We start from the raw sequence: 15,328 nt of genomic DNA, 5'->3' as shown, positions 1-15,328 counted from the left end.
CGTGGATAACCAATCTGAATAAGTCGATGTTTCCCAGCTTATTCAGATTGGTGTCTGACTTGCTAGTCCGAAACGGCAACGGAACTCAGTACGGGTTGGCTTTGAGTTGCCGACTCTGATGCAACCTCTTCCCACCAACGATACGTCATATTCTTGCCATGCACTTTTATGGTTTGGCCTACCATCGGCGTCACTAACTCGACTTTGCTTTCCGCTGCGTCTTCAATCAAGTCGTTCATCGGCGCATCCCATTGATGTGAAAACAACTCGTAAGTTGACCAATGAATCGGGCAAAGCTGCCTTGCATTCAGATCTTGAAATGCACGAATAGTATGCTTTGCCTGCATGTGCCCCCAGTTTTCAACTGGAAAACCAGTACCATTTTTTACGTTGGCGGCCACCTCAACAAAAGCCATATCAAACGGACCAAGCCTGTCGGCTATCTGTTTAAAATGGCTATCGTAAGCCGTGTCACCACTGTAAAACAGCGAGCCACTTCGACTCTTCAACGCCCACGAACACCAAAGGGTTGAGTTGGAATCAAAACCCGTGCGGCCAGAGTTATGGTTAGCGGGTGTGGCAACAAACCTTACCCCATGAAATGTCACTTCGTCCCACCAGTCAAACTCAAGGATGTTATCCGGATCCACTCCCCACCTTTCCAAATGGCGCCCGACCGCTAGAGGAACAAAAAACTGCAGTCCCTTTTCGGCATAAAACCTAACAGTCGACTCTTCAAGGTGATCATAATGGTCATGGGAAATCACAATCACATCGGGCATTGGTAACTTTTCTCGACTGATTGGCGTACTGACGTTGCGGTCAAACCAAGGTTTAGCTATCCATGGTGATGCGTGTTCAAACACCGGGTCGATAAGGATTCGCGTTTTATCCAACTCGATAAACAAACTCGAGTGCCCTAGCCAAGTTACACGTGGTTCTTGGCTTCGTTCCGACAATGTCAAAGTGTCGACCGATAGATAAGGAAGTTCAACTTGAGGCTTTAAACGGTTGCGGCCGCATACCAGCTTCCACATCACAGATAACATGCTTTCTGGGCTTTGCACCTTGGGCATGCGGGCAATCGCTTTGCCATTTTTGAATTGCGATGAGACGGCAATTTTTTCTAACCTGCGCCGTTCACTGTTCAGTGTTTCAGCACTGCTGTTGGTAGGTGAGCTAAAACCGATGGAGTCCAACGCGGAGGTAACGGATGTTTTTATTGCATTACTCATTATCACATCTCAACTGACGTTCAAAAATAAGTCTTGTTTGAGATGATTGTAGACAGCGAAATATGTCGATTTAATGACCTGAATAATTCAGAACTTGAACTTTATATGGCAGTCAATTTTCAAGATTAAAAGCCACAACAACCCATGCCCCAAAAAACACGCGCTAGCACACCAAAAACGTCACGTTTTGATTACATTCAAAGATCGCGTGCCACTACATTTTCGAAACTTTCAGCGCTGTTTTCGTGAATTACTGCAGAATAATTTCTTTCCATTTTTGATCATTGAGTATGTGTGAAGTAGCAATCATTAATTTCCAACTGCACCTAAGACAATAATCCTATCTTCATATTTTAAAAGGGATTGTTGCTATGCTGTATTTTGAATTCCTATTCCTGCTGATCATGCTTTATATCGGATCACGTTACGGCGGGATTGGCCTGGGGGTTGTCTCCGGGATTGGTTTGGTCATCGAGGTATTCATTTTTAAGATGCCACCAACCTCTCCACCCATTACTGTAATGCTGGTTATTTTAGCCGTCGTTACCTGTGCCTCGATTCTTGAAGCTGCTGGCGGACTAAAGTACATGTTACAAGTCGCGGAAAGGCTGCTGCGCAGAAACCCTAAACGCGTGACGCTTATTGCTCCCTTTGTCACCTACACTATGACGTTCCTTTTAGGTACAGGTCACGCGGTTTACTCCATCATGCCGATCATCGGTGACGTAGCACTGAAAAACGGTATTCGTCCAGAGAGACCAATGGCCGCTTCTTCCGTGGCTTCCCAGATAGCGATTACCGCGTCGCCAATCTCTGCCGCTGTCGTTTATTACTTGGCGCAATTGGCGGATATTCAGCACGACATTACTTTGCTGTCCATTCTTTTGGTCACGGTGCCTGCCACGCTGTTCGGCACACTATTGATGTCACTTTACAGTTTAAAACGCGGTAAAGAGCTGGACGACGATCCTGAGTATCAAGCGCGCTTAAAAGATCCTGAATGGAAAAAACGCATCGAAAGTACTACTGCAACCTCGCTGGATGAAGTGTTACCCACCTCTGCACGTAACTCAGTGCTGATTTTCATCGCTTCTATTCTTATGATCGTTGTCATCGCGATGGTGCCTGAAATACGCACCATTGTTGATGGCGAAAAACCGATTAAGATGTCTGTCATCATCCAAATGATGATGCTTTGCTTTGGCGGTATTATCTTGCTCGCCACCAAAACCGACCCGCGTGATGTCCCTAATGGAGTAGTATTTAAGTCAGGTATGGTCGCTGCCATTGCCATCTTTGGTATTGCTTGGATGTCAGACACCTACTTCCAATACGCGATGCCTCAATTTAAAACAGGCATTGTCGAGATGGTAACCAACTACCCTTGGACCTTCGCCTTGGCACTATTTATTGTCTCTGTGGTGGTGAACTCTCAAGCTGCGACTGCGCGTATGATGCTTCCGGTCGGCTTAGGGCTAGGATTAGATCCTGCATTGTTGATTGGTATTATGCCTGCGGTATACGGCTACTTCTTTATTCCAAATTACCCGTCAGATATTGCCACCGTGAACTTTGATACATCAGGCACCACCAAAATCGGTAAGTGGTATTTCAACCACTCCTTTATGTCTGTTGGTCTTATTGGTGTTATTGGTGCATGCTGCCTTGGCTATGTGCTGGGCCAAATCATTATTGGCTAACCGCTCTGTTTAGCGCCCAACGTTGGCTTTCCCGTTGGGCTTCTTCGTTCTCTTTACCCCTTCAGTAGAGGACTTAACAAAGTCCAAATGCATATCTATGCATTCTGTTCCATCTATCAATGAATCTGGAGCACAATGATATGCATGTCTCATTTATGGGCATTCCCACCACTAAGCTACTGAGTTTTTAGTAAAAAATAAGTTTTATATTTATTCTCAAAAATGAGAATTTCACTATAAATACACTATTTTTGCGTGTTCTAATGCCTAACACATTAATTTCGCTAGCATGTTTACCAACATACCTTTTATAGTGAAGGAAACTGTAAGACAAAAAAATCTGAATGACGCAAAATAATCCAAACTTGGTAAAAGTGGTCAAAGCAGTTTCTATCCACTTCCCACATCTTGCTCCGATCATCGGGATCTTCGTACTCATCTTTCTTTTGAGTGCAGCGGTCAGTTATCACCAACTGCGCGATCAAGTTCTGTCTGATGGAAACAACGCCATTGGCCAGCTAGAGCACTACATCGATAACATTGCCGACGAACTTCAGGTATTAGAGGCCGAAGTTGGCGGAGATTGCAGCGTTCAAGATAAATCAGACTTACAAGCTAAAGTCTTCAATTCACGGATCTTGAAAGAAATCGGCCTGTATAAAAGTGGTGTCGTGTACTGCACCAGTCATGAAGGCCCCACAAACATTCGCCTGTTCACCTCCACTTGGCAGAGAATTCAAGCATCACCGCAACGCATCACAGTGTCATTCAAAGAATCCAAAAACAAACTGCAAACCCTATTTGTTTACGCGGCCAACGACAAAGAGAGTGGTATTAATGCGTTACTTCATCCGGAGCAGTTCTTGGAGCTCGTTTCTCCAAGCTTCGAATCCCGGCAATATGGCTACGACATTCAGATCTTAAACAGCGTTATTCAATCCAATACTGACGAAGCCAAAATTGATACGAGTAATCGCTTCCACTTCCAATCAAAACTCTACCCATTCACGATTTCTATTTTTCTGACCTTCGATTCCTATCAACATCAGTATGTCTCGAATCTTGGCGAAACGGCACTGATTGCCTTGGTACTGTCGCTATTGTACGTCATCATCCGTTATCAAACCTTAGCGAGGCTTTCGATTGAATATTCACTGCTGACGGCGATAAAAGAAGAACAAATTGAGCTCTATTTGCAGCCAATCGTTGATATTCATTCTCGTAAGTTAGTGGGCAGTGAAGCCCTAGTCCGCTGGAATCACCCTGTTCAAGGGAATATGTCACCAGAGCAATTTATACCACTGGCGGAAAAACTGGGCGCGATAGATAGAATCACTAAGTACATGTTTAAAGAGATCTCGCGTTTTCTTAAGAGCAACCCAGATTACTTAAACGAAAGTTACATCAGTATCAACATCAGCCGATACCAGATTGTCCAACCTGAATTTGTACAGTTCTTAGAGCGTTATAAACGCCGCTACCCAAACTACGTTGGCCGTATTTTGTTGGAGCTAACCGAAAATGTGGAACTGTGTAGTGAGCAGCTTGATATTGCCCTAGTGAACCTAAAGGCGATTCAGGAGCTTGGATTTGCAATTGCGATTGATGACTTTGGCACTGGTTATTCTGGGCTGAATTTAGTGCGGATGATTAAGTTCGATGTGGTAAAGATTGACCAAGTTTTCATCAAAAGCCTGCATACAGAGTCAAACATTAAACCCGTGTTAAAATCCATGATTCAACTGGCTGACGACTTAGATATGAAGATCATCGCAGAGGGGGTAGAAACTGAAGCGCAGATAGAGCAGCTTGAAATACTGGGCGTGAAATACATCCAAGGGTTTTATTACGCGAAACCGATTAAACCCGACGACTTAGCGACATTCCACCGCATGACAAACGAAGCGCTCACTTTGTCTGAGCCTATCCCTCGCTGGAAAAGTTAAGTGAACGAAAAAGCCACTAAGTGCTGGCTTTTTCGTTTATCAAGAGTTTGCTTCTATGGCACCCCGTGGCCTTTTGACGCAACCCAAACGCGATACCATTGCTCACGAGTCAGCTCAATATCGAGCGCAGCAACGGCAGCAGCCACTCGTTCAATTTTACCCGAGCCAATAATAGGCAACGGTTTCGATGGCAAACGGCGTACCCAGGCATAAATCACCTGATCGATACTCTCGGCGCTGACTTCTTGGCGAATCAATTCTAGCTCAGCACGAACACGCGCGGCTTGCTCAGTTTCACCGGTAAAGATGCTACCACCACCAAGGCACGACCACGCCATCGGACGTACTCGGTTCATCTGAAGTTGATCTAGCGTGCCATCGTGCACCACATCGAAGTTAATTGGGTTGATCTCAACCTGATTGGTCACCAGCGGTTTAGAGACTCGTGATTGCAAAAGCTCAAACTGACGCGGGCTAAAGTTAGACACACCAAAGTGTTTCACCTTACCGACTTTATGCAGTTCACTGAATGCCTCTGCGACTTCATCCGCATCCATCAACGCATCTGGGCGATGAATAAGCAGCACGTCAATACAATCAATATTTAAACGTTCTAGCGAGTTGTTGACCGACTCGTAGATATGAGCGACGCCCGTATCATAGTGGTTGATCTTACGCTCTGGTGTTTTATCACCGCATAACTTGATATCACACTTCGTCACGATTTCAATTTGATCGCGGATCGAGGGCTCTAGCTTGATAGCCTCCCCAAATAGCTGTTCGCATTCGTAGTTGCCATAAATATCGGCATGGTCCACGGTTGTGATTCCCATTTCGATATGCTGTTTCAAAAACAACAAACGCTGCTGTGGAGTCATATTCCACTCGGCTAATCGCCAATACCCCTGAACCAGCTCAGACATCTCCAGTCCTTGTGGGGCGATGGTTACTTTCGACACCATTATTTTACCTCCTAAAATATCTCCCTACACACTAAGCTTGTTTACGAATAGGCTCAACGTATACTGTCGATAAATTCGAACTGGAGTACGAAAAATGAGTTTTTCAGAACGTCTAAAAACGCTCATCGGTGAAGAAAGTGTCAGTGGTTTTGCAAGACGCGTGGATATTTCAGAGGGGTTAATCCGAAAATATCTTAAAGGCAGCGAACCCAGCTTAGCCAAAGCAAACCAGATCGCGATGCGGGCCAACTGCTCTCTGGAGTGGTTAGCTACTGGTTGCGGTTACTTGTACCGTCAGGCCGAAGTCGTAGATATGGAAGCGTACGAGATGGCTTATCGCTATCTGTATGGTAAATCCCCTCTTGACCCAGACCAACACCGGATGCTGATTTCAGGTTACCAATATCTGAGAGCGCATAAAAAGTCCGACGGTTACCTGGATGAAGCGGCAATGATCGCTTTTCTTCAAAGGCACCCAAAAGAAGAGAAATAACTCACATTAATCACTCCTCCCCTGCGGTTAAAGTGTGAACAAAGACAAGTTTTAGGGCGTAGAAATTAGGAATGATGTCAAAGCTTTACCTTCGATTTATGATCAGAGAAATATCATAAAAACAAGGACGCCCAGTGAAACAAAAGACCTTAACCACAGCCATCGGGTTGTTGCTGGCCAGTGCTGCTGCCTCAGCACAACCGACGCTTTCCATTTCAACTACGACCACCAGCCGTGACTTTCCATTAAGTGCACAGCAACCCTTGGTTGTTCCTTTAACCAAACAAAATTATCAACTGACTATTTCCGACCTGCCTGGACGCTGTCAGGCTCCAGATAAGCAAAAAGTGAAGTTTCGCAAGCCACTTTCGCTCAACTGTAACCAAGACACACACTTCGACATAAAAATTCGTTTTGCGGGTGACTATTCCTTCGCCTTCGATCAAGACAATCACACCTTGTCTATTGCTCGCAAGGCCAAAAAGAGCACAAAGCAAGCATTTAAGCGGCCAATACCGGTTGTGCAATGTGAGAAGCACACAGATGGCCCGGTTACGTTACAGCTTAGGGATAGCTTTGCGGATGGAACCACACTCAAAGATGCCTATTCCGGCCAAACGGTCACCGTCCAACAAGGCAGTGTCACTCTGACACCATCTAAAGCAAGTGGCGGTTTAGTGCTGCTTGAACCAGTGGATACCGCACCCCACACTCATCCGTTTACCTACGACAACGCGAATATCTACTTTGTAATGGTCGACCGATTCAACAACGCAGACCCGAGTAACGACACCAGTTATGGCCGCAATAAAGATGGCAAGCAAGAAGTCGGCACCTTCCACGGCGGTGATTTAAAAGGTGTGATTGAAAAGCTCGATTACATTAAAAGCTTAGGTACCGACGTGATCTGGCTCTCCCCCATCGTCGAGCAAGTGCACGGCTTCGTTGGCGGCGGTGAAAGTGGCAGTTTTCCTTTCTACGCCTATCACGGCTATTGGACGCGTGACTTTACCAAAATCGACGCTAACTTCGGGTCTGAAGCCGATCTTAAGCGCCTGGTGACAGAAGCTCATAAGCGCGGCATAAAGATCTTCTTAGATGCGGTGATCAATCACTCCGGCTATTCGACCCTCGCCGATCTTCAGCTTGACCACTTACCCATCGTCGACAAAAGCCAGATGCCACCGCAATGGGCGGATTGGTCTCCGAGCAAAGGTGAAAACTGGCATAGCTACAACCAAGCGATTGATTATCAAAATCCACAATGGTCACAGTGGTGGGGTGCGGATTGGGTAAGAGCAGGGTTGCCGGACTATTCCAAGCCAGGCTCTAGCGATATCACGATGACACTGGCGGGTTTACCTGACTTTTTAACCGAGTCCGACAAAGCGGTCACTCCTCCCCAGTGGCTACTGAATAACCCAGAAACGCGTGTAGTGGCCAAAGAAGGGTATAGCGTTTCCGATTACCTGATTGAGTGGCAATCAGATTGGGTGAAACGATTTGGGATTGACGGATTCCGCGTGGATACCGTGAAGCATGTTGAAGGTGAGGTTTGGAAGCGACTGAAAGAGTCCGCCAGTGAAAGCCTCACGCAGTGGCGCAGCCAGAATGGCCAGAAAGGTGAACCCTTCTGGATGATGGGTGAAGTGTGGGGCCACTCAGCCTACCGCTCTCCATATGCCGACGATGGTTTTGATGCCCTGATAAACTTTGATATGCAGAAAAAATTGGATAAAGGTGCAGCGTGTTTCAGCCAGATGCAGGATACTTATCAGAACTACGCCAATTCGCTACAAGAAACACCGGATTTTACGCCTGTTAGCTACATGTCATCGCACGATACCGAGCTATTCTTTGACCGCTTCAAATCGTTCGACATGCAGCGTGATGCAGCAAACGCACTGCTGCTAAGCCCTGGGGCAGTTCAAATCTATTACGGTGATGAAGTTGGCCGAGAGTTAGGCCCATATGCGGATGATTTCCATCAAGGTACGCGTTCCGATATGGTGTGGAAATTAGACCAAAATCGTCAAAAGCTACTCGAACATTGGCAAACCATTGGCCAGTTTAGACAGCGTCACCCTGCGGTAGGCGCAGGAACTCATAAGGTGATTAAAAACGACTCGGCCTACGTATTTTCCAGAACATTAGGCGACGACAAGGTTGTGGTTGCTTTCGTTGGTAAATAACAGTGGTGAAATACCTACTGATCAATAACATCTACCCATAAAAAACAGGCCCTCAATTGAGGGCCCGTTTTAATTGTTGTGTTATTTATTATTGCGGCGCGTTTCAACGGCGCTGGCAAGTTGACGCAGCACTTTTTCTGTATCATCCCAACCAATGCACGCATCCGTAATTGACTGACCATACGTTGGTGCGACGCCATCGACCAAATCTTGGCGACCTTCAACCAGGTGAGATTCAATCATCACACCGAATACCGCATCTTCACCATTCGCGATTTGGCCAGCCACATCTTCTGCCACTAGCATCTGACGTTGGTACTGCTTAGAGCTGTTTGCGTGGCTAAAATCGATCATCACTTTTTGTGGCAGACCAGAACCTTCTAGCTCCGATTTGATCGCCGCAACGTGTTCTGCGCTGTAGTTCGGCTCTTTACCGCCGCGAAGAATAATGTGGCAGTCTGGGTTACCCGCTGTTTCGACAATTGCAGAATGGCCGTACTTGGTTACCGACAAGAAGTGGTGCGAAGCCCCAGCAGAGCGGATAGCATCAGATGCGATTTTGATGTTGCCATCGGTACCGTTTTTGAAACCGACCGGGCAAGATAGACCTGAAGCGAGTTCACGGTGTACCTGAGATTCTGTAGTACGAGCACCAATTGCGCCCCAGCTAATAAGATCCGCAACGTACTGTGGCGTGATCATGTCTAAGAATTCGCTTGCCGTTGGTAAGCCCATGTCTGTCAATTCAAGCAACAGTTTACGGCCTAAACGTAACCCATCGTTGATTTTGAATGTGTCATTTAAGTAAGGATCGTTGATCAGACCTTTCCAGCCCACTGTGGTACGCGGTTTTTCAAAGTACACGCGCATCACCACTTCAAGGCGGTCACCTAGCTCATCACGCAGCACTTTCAGGCGTTTACCATATTCAATGGCGGCTTCTGGATCATGGATAGAACATGGGCCAATGATCACAAGCAGACGATCGTCTGACCCTTTTAGAATATTTGAGATGGCTTCACGTGAACGGAACGTGGTTGAAGAAGCCGTTTCTGTTGCGGGAAATCTTTCTAATACGGCTACAGGTGGCAACAATTCTTTAACTTTACTAATACGTACATCATCTGTCTGGAACATCGCTTACTACTTCCTATTTTCTTGGTTTGAGCGCCCGCACCTAAAGGGATTGGTGCATAAATGCTCAACTTTGTTATTTCCTGTTCCCTGTAACTTATCTATCAAAAATGAAGGTTGCAAGCACTAATTTCTCCAAAAGGCAATATTTCTAGTTATTTTATAATTTACAGACAGTGTAAACATAAAATTACACCCCACTATTTGGCACTTCATGCTCTCCGCCCAAGAGTCAGTAAAAAAGCGGCTTACACACTGTAACCGCCCGTAGTTTCAACAGCCCTTCTTCCGCCAATAACACTCTGAGTACGTGGGCTATACATGAATAAGAAAAATCGGCAATTAGGCTTATAAAATTGAGGAATTTCGTCGAATTTCACTACTAATAGCAACAATAACGCGAACAGAGGTAGGCAGCTATCACGATTATAAATCGCACGTTGTATGACCTAAAAAATACTCACCTTCCATCGAGTTCCAGCGCCAAGATAACGTCCGAGCACCCTATCCGAACATGGCTCTACATCAATAAGAACGTAAGCATTCCAGTCCAGCCACTTAGGCAAAATAAACCATTTTCTGCATAAACGTTTGTCTAGCACTGACATCGCCCACTGTGATGGTAGCAAGCGATGTTCGTGTCAGCTAAACACCATCAGATTAGGTAATGGTCAATCAGCAACAACACAAAAAGCAGCATCAGGTGATAGATAGAGAACTTAAACGTTTCTATGGCAGTGCGTTCATCAGGGTGGTATTTAAGTTTCCACGCATAACCCACAAACCCAAGACTTAAGCAGGTCGCTCCCACCCAATATAACGCACCACTCATCCCTACCAACGCAGGCATTAAACACACCAAAGTCAGCAAAACGGTATAGAGAAGAATCGAGGTTTTGGTGTACTCCACACCGTGAGTAACCGGCAGCATCGGAATGTTCGCTTTGGCATAATCCTCTTTTCGATGGATAGCCAATGCCCAGAAATGTGGTGGCGTCCAGATGAAAATGATCATTACGAGTAACCAGGCATTAGCATGCAGCTCTCCACTCACTGCCGTCCAGCCAAGCAATGGCGGCATTGCACCTGCGATCCCGGCAATGACGATATTTTGCGGCGTTGCTCGCTTGAGGTACATGGTATAAATCACTGCATAGCCGAGTAAGCTGGCAAAAGTGAGCCACGCCGTTAGCGGGTTAGCCCAAGCATACAAAACCGCAAAACCAACCACGCCAATGGCACTGGCAAAAGCAAACACATTCAACACGTTGATTTCACCTGAAGGCAACGGGCGCTTGTACGTTCTCGCCATTACGGCATCAATTCGTCGGTCGATTAAGTGATTAAACGCGGCTGCGGAACCCGCCATCAAGCCAATTCCGAGAAGCCCAAGCAACGTCTCTTTCATGGGTAACGCGCTGGGCACTGCCAAACACATCCCCACCAGCGCAGTGAGCAGCATTAAGGCCACCACTTTGGGTTTGGTCAGAGTCAGGTAAACACGCCAGATGCTTTTCTCTTGTCCTGAGGTATAGCTGATTGTTTTGCTCATCTCACGTTCTCCTTGTGCTGCAAACCAGACGGTTCGGTGACGACACCGACGCGGCGAAATAACAAATAATTGACCTGTAATACAGATATGAGAAGCAGTGCTGCACCAAGATTGTGGGCGACGGCGATTAACAGCGGTAAGCTGAACAACACATTGCTGATACCGAGCAGTAACTGAATCATCAGCATCAACGCCACCCGCTTCGCCGCCGCTGTTAGCCTTGGCTCGCCCTCTTGCATTAATCGATAGATCAAAGCCAGCGAGAAGAAGGTAACCAGTAATGCGCCGAATCGGTGGCTAACATGTATCGTCATACGCGCCCCGTAATCTAACGTGCCAAATTCGTAGCTCTCGCTGTGGGGTTGAATAAGCTGGAAAGCGGTCTGAAGATCCAAATACTCGACCCAATTACCTTGGCAAATGGGCAGGCTGGTACACATAAGCGCGGCATAGTTTGAAGATGTCCAACCGCCCAAAGCGATTTGTGCTACAAGCAACAAACCTGTCGTAGCCGCGAGTATTTTGGTCAGTGAAGACATATGCGATAAGCTGAGGGATCGCTGGTTTAGCTCGCTGACTTTCCAGTACAACAGGTTGAGTAAACAAAACAGCGTAAAGCCACCCAATAAATGTCCCATCACCACGATTGGCATAAGTTTCATCGTCACTGTCCACATGCCAAGCAGAGCCTGAAAAACAATCACCACAGATAGCGCCAAAGGTAAACCAAACGAAACTACGCGACTTTTTAAACACAAAAAAGTAATCGAAAATACCACTAGCCCGAGTGTGCCAGCAAAATAGCGGTGAACCATTTCAAGCCAGGCTTTATGTGCCTCGACGGTTAAAGAAGGATAGAGCGACTTTGCCAACGCGATTTCATGATGTTCGTTTGGTACGGTCAAATGACCATAACAGCCGGGCCAATCTGGGCATCCCAACCCTGCATCCGCCAGCCGCGTATAAGCTCCCAGAGCAATCACGAAAAGGGTTAACACTAAGCTAAGCCGCAACAGATTCTTTAGCACCATACACGTTCTCCTTCCCTAGCCGACACGTGACAACTTCAATAACTTCCTTAAATCGGCGAGCACATCCTTACTCTGATTGATCAATTGCTCTTGCGAATCTGCCTTTGGGTAACGCATCACCAATTGCCCTAAAGGATCGACGATGACATATTCAAAATCGGCAACCACATGACTAAGCTCACCCGTCGCGCTAACCACACCCCATGTGTCTGTTGGCAGGTCACCTAAGTCACTTGACGCTGACACCAGTAAAACAGGCGCCACTCGGCTTTGATATTTGCCTAATGCGATGTGGCTTTGACCAAGCAGATACACTTGCTGTTGGCAAAACTGGTCACATTCTGCGGGCAACACATACGCGAGCTGCCATTGCTGCCCATTGTATGGGTTCTCCATACCGAGTGACTGATAACTGGCTTTGGGTTCAACCAACACACCCTTATTGGTGACACCGGAGTGATACCAATGGTTAACCAGCACTGTTTTGGCAATGACGGCAGGTAGTGCGAACATCAGCACCAGTGCGACAAAGATAATGCGGCCCCGTAATACTGGGTTATTCATGGTGAACTCCTTTTCTTAACGCGCGGATCAGTACCCACAGACTTAACAAACACAGAGCGCCAGCCATTGAAAACCATTGCACAGCGTAACCAAAGTGCTTTTCAGCTTTGAGTGGGATGGGCAGCCAAGGCTGCGGATAGGGCCACGTTTCCATTTGTGGTTGAATGACATAAGGCGCAATACGAACTCCCCACTGCTGCTCTAGCTGTTCGATATTAAGGTTCTGGATACGATGCGGTGACCCCAATTCAAAGTGCAAATCTTGGCTAAGCGGGTTGGCTGACTTTTGGTACAACCTTGCCTTAATGCTCACTGGATCTTCTATCCAATCCACGTTGGGTAACTCACTACGCATTTTGCTCGCCTCAACAAAACCCCTTTCTACAAGCGCGTATTGATCGTTTTCTAGCTGCATCAATTGATACGCGAGGTAGCCCACCCGTCCTTCATAAGTTTGGTTGTCCAACAACAAGTACTTTTCATCGACGGGCGATAAAGACGCTTTAACGGGTAACCCTGTGACGTATGCTTGTTTGTTTATCTCCAGCTCAGTTAAAGGAATTCTCTCTCGGTTGGCATAGTCACTAAGGTGCTGCTCTAACTGCTGTTTTTCCTCTGCTCGAGACAGTTGCCAAAAACCCAGGTTGATCAATACCGAAAACACAACCACAGTTAGTAACATACCTAGCCAAAAGGCTGGTCGCTTCAATAAGCCACGAAAGGACAATCCCATGGTATTTATTTTCAAGTTGTTACTGGTCGTGTTGTTACTGTTCATCGTTTTCAACCTCGTCCGAGCAATGTTCGAAATGCTGAAAGGCCCCCGTTCAGACTCAGGAGAGGAATACCAAGAAAACAAACCCATGAGCTTCTATTTGGGTAAACGTGTGTTCCTCTCTGCTTTGGCTATCATCCTCATTATCGCGGCGCTACTGAGCGGCCTGATTGAGCCCAACGCTCGGCCCTATTAATACTGCTTACCTTTGCGTTACTTATCTTTGCGATTACTTATATTTACGTTAATAGCGATAGTTACAACACATAAACGAAGGTAAATAGGCATAACCACACCACATCAACAAAATGCCAGTACCAGCTTCCCGCTTGGAAGCCAAAGTGATCTTGAGGCGTAAAGTGATCCTTAGCGATTCTCCCAAGCAGAACGATGAGGAAAATCGTACCCAGCAACACGTGCATGCCGTGAAACCCTGTCAGTAAGAAGAAGGTGTTGCCGTACACCCCTGATTGCAATGTCAGACCGAGTTCTTGATAAGCGTGAATATATTCCACACCCTGGTAATAAAGGAAAAAGCACGCCAGTACTATCGTAACCTCTAACCAAACAATCAGCGCCATACGCTTGTTTTGTTCCAAATTAACATGCGCCATGTGAAGCGTAATGGACGACGTGAGCAGGATGAGAGTGTTGATGAGCGGGATCCCTTGCCAGCCCATTGCTTGCGTTGTGTCACCAGACGGTGTGGTGGTCAGCGGCCAAAACGCTTCAAAGGTCGGCCAAAGTAACTCATGCGTCATGGCATTGTTACTTGCGCCACCCAACCACGGAACAGCGACCATTCTTGCGTAAAACAGCGCCCCAAAAAACGCCCCAAAGAACATCACTTCAGAAAAAATAAACCAGCTCATCCCTTGCCTGAACGAACGGGAAATCTGATGGGAGTATTTGCCACTCATTGATTCGGTAATGACGTTGCTGAACCAGCCAGCAAACATATAAAGCAGAAACAATAAGCCGCACAGCAATATCAGTTTGCCAAATACACTCCCCTCGCCACCTTCGGCCATATTCTGAACAGTAATCCCCGCACCAACAGCAATGAGGAAGAGGGCAATGGCGCCAACGATTGGCCAACTGCTTTGCGCTGGCACATAGTAAGGTTGATGTTTTGAGCTCATTGTAATGCTCCTTGTATTGAATCATTCACAACCAACGCAGCGACTTCTTCGGGCTCTGCCGATTGCTGAGTAATGTCATACAGAGTGTAAGACAGCGTTAAGGTGTGAATGGATTCCGGAATATCAGGTTCGATATAAAAAATCAGTGGCATTTCCGCCTGTTCTTGCCCAGCCAGAGGCTGCTTGTTGAAACAGAAACACTCAATTTTGTTAAAGTAGCTCGCTCCTAAACCGGGCGAAACAGACGGCACCGCTTGACCCACAATTCGGTGATTGGCGAGGTTTTTAGCCACATAAGCGGTTTGAATCACTTGGCCCGGATGCACGTCCATCAGTGTTTGCTTGGGCTCAAATGACCATGGCATGTCCTGATTGGGGTGTGCCATGAATTCCACTTTGATCACACGGGACTCATCAGGCACCATACCTTGCGGTTGCAGCGCAGACTCCGTGTTGGTTTTGCCGTTAATCCCAAGCGTATCGCACATCACGTCATACAAAGGCACCAGAGCAAAACCAAAGCCAAACATCGCGACCGTCGCCATCAGTAGGCGCAAGGTCAGCTTTTTATTTGATTTGTTGTGCTCGTCCATGAGATCACC

Annotated in this window: 14 protein-coding genes; 5 read left to right on the top strand and 9 right to left on the bottom strand. The window is 46.7% G+C overall.

Annotation, left to right across the window (positions count from 1 at the left end; genetic code table 11):
* Positions 1-62: 62 nt before the first annotated feature.
* On the bottom strand, positions 63-1,235 hold the full coding sequence (locus VNE01S_RS11425) for an MBL fold metallo-hydrolase (RefSeq protein WP_053394441.1): 1,173 nt from the start codon (positions 1,233-1,235) through the stop codon (positions 63-65).
* A 371-nt stretch (positions 1,236-1,606) separates the two neighbouring features.
* On the opposite strand from VNE01S_RS11425, the gene VNE01S_RS11420 reads away from it, so the two are divergent.
* Positions 1,607-2,935, top strand: coding sequence for an anaerobic C4-dicarboxylate transporter (locus VNE01S_RS11420; protein WP_053394440.1), 1,329 nt, complete (start codon positions 1,607-1,609; stop codon positions 2,933-2,935).
* A gap of 344 nt (positions 2,936-3,279) precedes the next feature.
* Complete coding sequence (locus VNE01S_RS11415; protein ID WP_053394439.1) at positions 3,280-4,881, top strand: EAL domain-containing protein; 1,602 nt, start codon at positions 3,280-3,282, stop codon at positions 4,879-4,881.
* A gap of 53 nt (positions 4,882-4,934) precedes the next feature.
* Here the strand turns inward: VNE01S_RS11415 and VNE01S_RS11410 are convergent, their stop codons facing one another.
* Positions 4,935-5,843, bottom strand: a complete 909-nt coding sequence (locus tag VNE01S_RS11410) for an aldo/keto reductase (protein ID WP_053394438.1) — start codon at positions 5,841-5,843, stop codon at positions 4,935-4,937.
* A gap of 94 nt (positions 5,844-5,937) precedes the next feature.
* Between VNE01S_RS11410 and VNE01S_RS11405 the strand changes: the two genes are divergently transcribed.
* Positions 5,938-6,336: a helix-turn-helix domain-containing protein gene (locus VNE01S_RS11405; RefSeq protein ID WP_053394437.1), complete on the top strand. Its 399-nt coding sequence runs from the start codon at positions 5,938-5,940 to the stop codon at positions 6,334-6,336.
* Between the two features lie 134 nt (positions 6,337-6,470).
* The gene (locus tag VNE01S_RS11400; RefSeq protein WP_053394436.1) at positions 6,471-8,528 is read left to right on the top strand and encodes an alpha-amylase; all 2,058 of its coding nucleotides are present in this window, start codon (positions 6,471-6,473) and stop codon (positions 8,526-8,528) included.
* An 81-nt stretch (positions 8,529-8,609) separates the two neighbouring features.
* Here the strand turns inward: VNE01S_RS11400 and aroG are convergent, their stop codons facing one another.
* From aroG to VNE01S_RS11375, 5 genes are all read right to left on the bottom strand, one after another.
* On the bottom strand, positions 8,610-9,665 hold the full coding sequence (aroG, locus tag VNE01S_RS11395) for a 3-deoxy-7-phosphoheptulonate synthase AroG (RefSeq protein ID WP_053394435.1): 1,056 nt from the start codon (positions 9,663-9,665) through the stop codon (positions 8,610-8,612).
* Positions 9,666-10,317: 652 nt separating this feature from the next.
* Positions 10,318-11,214, bottom strand: coding sequence for a heme o synthase (gene cyoE / locus VNE01S_RS11390; RefSeq protein ID WP_053394434.1), 897 nt, complete (start codon positions 11,212-11,214; stop codon positions 10,318-10,320).
* Positions 11,211-12,245 (bottom strand): COX15/CtaA family protein, encoded by a 1,035-nt coding sequence (locus VNE01S_RS11385; RefSeq protein WP_053394433.1) that lies wholly within the window; start codon positions 12,243-12,245, stop codon positions 11,211-11,213. The genes cyoE and VNE01S_RS11385 overlap by 4 nt, the downstream gene beginning before the upstream one ends.
* A 15-nt stretch (positions 12,246-12,260) precedes the next feature.
* Positions 12,261-12,809 carry a redox-active disulfide-containing membrane protein gene (locus tag VNE01S_RS11380; protein WP_053394432.1) on the bottom strand — a complete coding sequence of 183 codons (549 nt, stop codon included), beginning with the start codon at positions 12,807-12,809 and terminating at the stop codon, positions 12,261-12,263.
* A complete protein-coding gene (locus VNE01S_RS11375) occupies positions 12,802-13,542 on the bottom strand; it encodes an SURF1 family protein (protein WP_053394431.1) in 741 nt (246 codons plus the stop codon). Before VNE01S_RS11375 ends, VNE01S_RS11380 begins: the two co-directional genes overlap by 8 nt.
* On the opposite strand from VNE01S_RS11375, the gene VNE01S_RS11370 reads away from it, so the two are divergent.
* Entirely contained in the window at positions 13,541-13,780 is a 240-nt protein-coding gene (locus VNE01S_RS11370) for a DUF2909 family protein (RefSeq protein WP_053394430.1), read from the top strand. The two genes, VNE01S_RS11375 and VNE01S_RS11370, sit on opposite strands and share 2 nt — an antisense overlap.
* A gap of 61 nt (positions 13,781-13,841) precedes the next feature.
* Here VNE01S_RS11370 and VNE01S_RS11365 read toward each other — a convergent pair whose 3' ends face one another.
* On the bottom strand, positions 13,842-14,726 hold the full coding sequence (locus VNE01S_RS11365; RefSeq protein ID WP_053394429.1) for a cytochrome c oxidase subunit 3: 885 nt from the start codon (positions 14,724-14,726) through the stop codon (positions 13,842-13,844).
* A complete protein-coding gene (locus tag VNE01S_RS11360) occupies positions 14,723-15,319 on the bottom strand; it encodes a cytochrome c oxidase assembly protein (RefSeq protein ID WP_053394428.1) in 597 nt (198 codons plus the stop codon). Before VNE01S_RS11360 ends, VNE01S_RS11365 begins: the two co-directional genes overlap by 4 nt.
* Positions 15,320-15,328 lie beyond the last annotated feature (9 nt).

It is taken from the genome of Vibrio nereis NBRC 15637 (assembly GCF_001591105.1).
In the GTDB taxonomy this organism is placed as follows: Bacteria; Pseudomonadota; Gammaproteobacteria; order Enterobacterales; family Vibrionaceae; genus Vibrio; species Vibrio nereis.
The sequence above is the reverse complement of the archived record's forward strand: the minus strand, read 5'-3'. Positions and strand labels throughout refer to the sequence as shown.

Bases quoted from the DNA above. Each gene is read 5' to 3' on its own strand.
- VNE01S_RS11425 (WP_053394441.1), bottom strand. From the start codon at position 1,235: ATGAGTAATGCAATAAAAACATCCGTTACCTCCGCGTTGGACTCCATC.
- VNE01S_RS11420 (WP_053394440.1), top strand. From the start codon at position 1,607: ATGCTGTATTTTGAATTCCTATTCCTGCTGATCATGCTTTATATCGGA.
- VNE01S_RS11415 (WP_053394439.1), top strand. From the start codon at position 3,280: ATGACGCAAAATAATCCAAACTTGGTAAAAGTGGTCAAAGCAGTTTCT.
- VNE01S_RS11410 (WP_053394438.1), bottom strand. From the start codon at position 5,843: ATGGTGTCGAAAGTAACCATCGCCCCACAAGGACTGGAGATGTCTGAG.
- VNE01S_RS11405 (WP_053394437.1), top strand. From the start codon at position 5,938: ATGAGTTTTTCAGAACGTCTAAAAACGCTCATCGGTGAAGAAAGTGTC.
- aroG (WP_053394435.1), bottom strand. From the start codon at position 9,665: ATGTTCCAGACAGATGATGTACGTATTAGTAAAGTTAAAGAATTGTTG.
- cyoE (WP_053394434.1), bottom strand. From the start codon at position 11,214: ATGAGCAAAACAATCAGCTATACCTCAGGACAAGAGAAAAGCATCTGG.
- VNE01S_RS11385 (WP_053394433.1), bottom strand. From the start codon at position 12,245: ATGGTGCTAAAGAATCTGTTGCGGCTTAGCTTAGTGTTAACCCTTTTC.
- VNE01S_RS11380 (WP_053394432.1), bottom strand. From the start codon at position 12,809: ATGAATAACCCAGTATTACGGGGCCGCATTATCTTTGTCGCACTGGTG.
- VNE01S_RS11370 (WP_053394430.1), top strand. From the start codon at position 13,541: ATGGTATTTATTTTCAAGTTGTTACTGGTCGTGTTGTTACTGTTCATC.
- VNE01S_RS11375 (WP_053394431.1), bottom strand. From the start codon at position 13,542: ATGGGATTGTCCTTTCGTGGCTTATTGAAGCGACCAGCCTTTTGGCTA.
- VNE01S_RS11365 (WP_053394429.1), bottom strand. From the start codon at position 14,726: ATGAGCTCAAAACATCAACCTTACTATGTGCCAGCGCAAAGCAGTTGG.
- VNE01S_RS11360 (WP_053394428.1), bottom strand. From the start codon at position 15,319: ATGGACGAGCACAACAAATCAAATAAAAAGCTGACCTTGCGCCTACTG.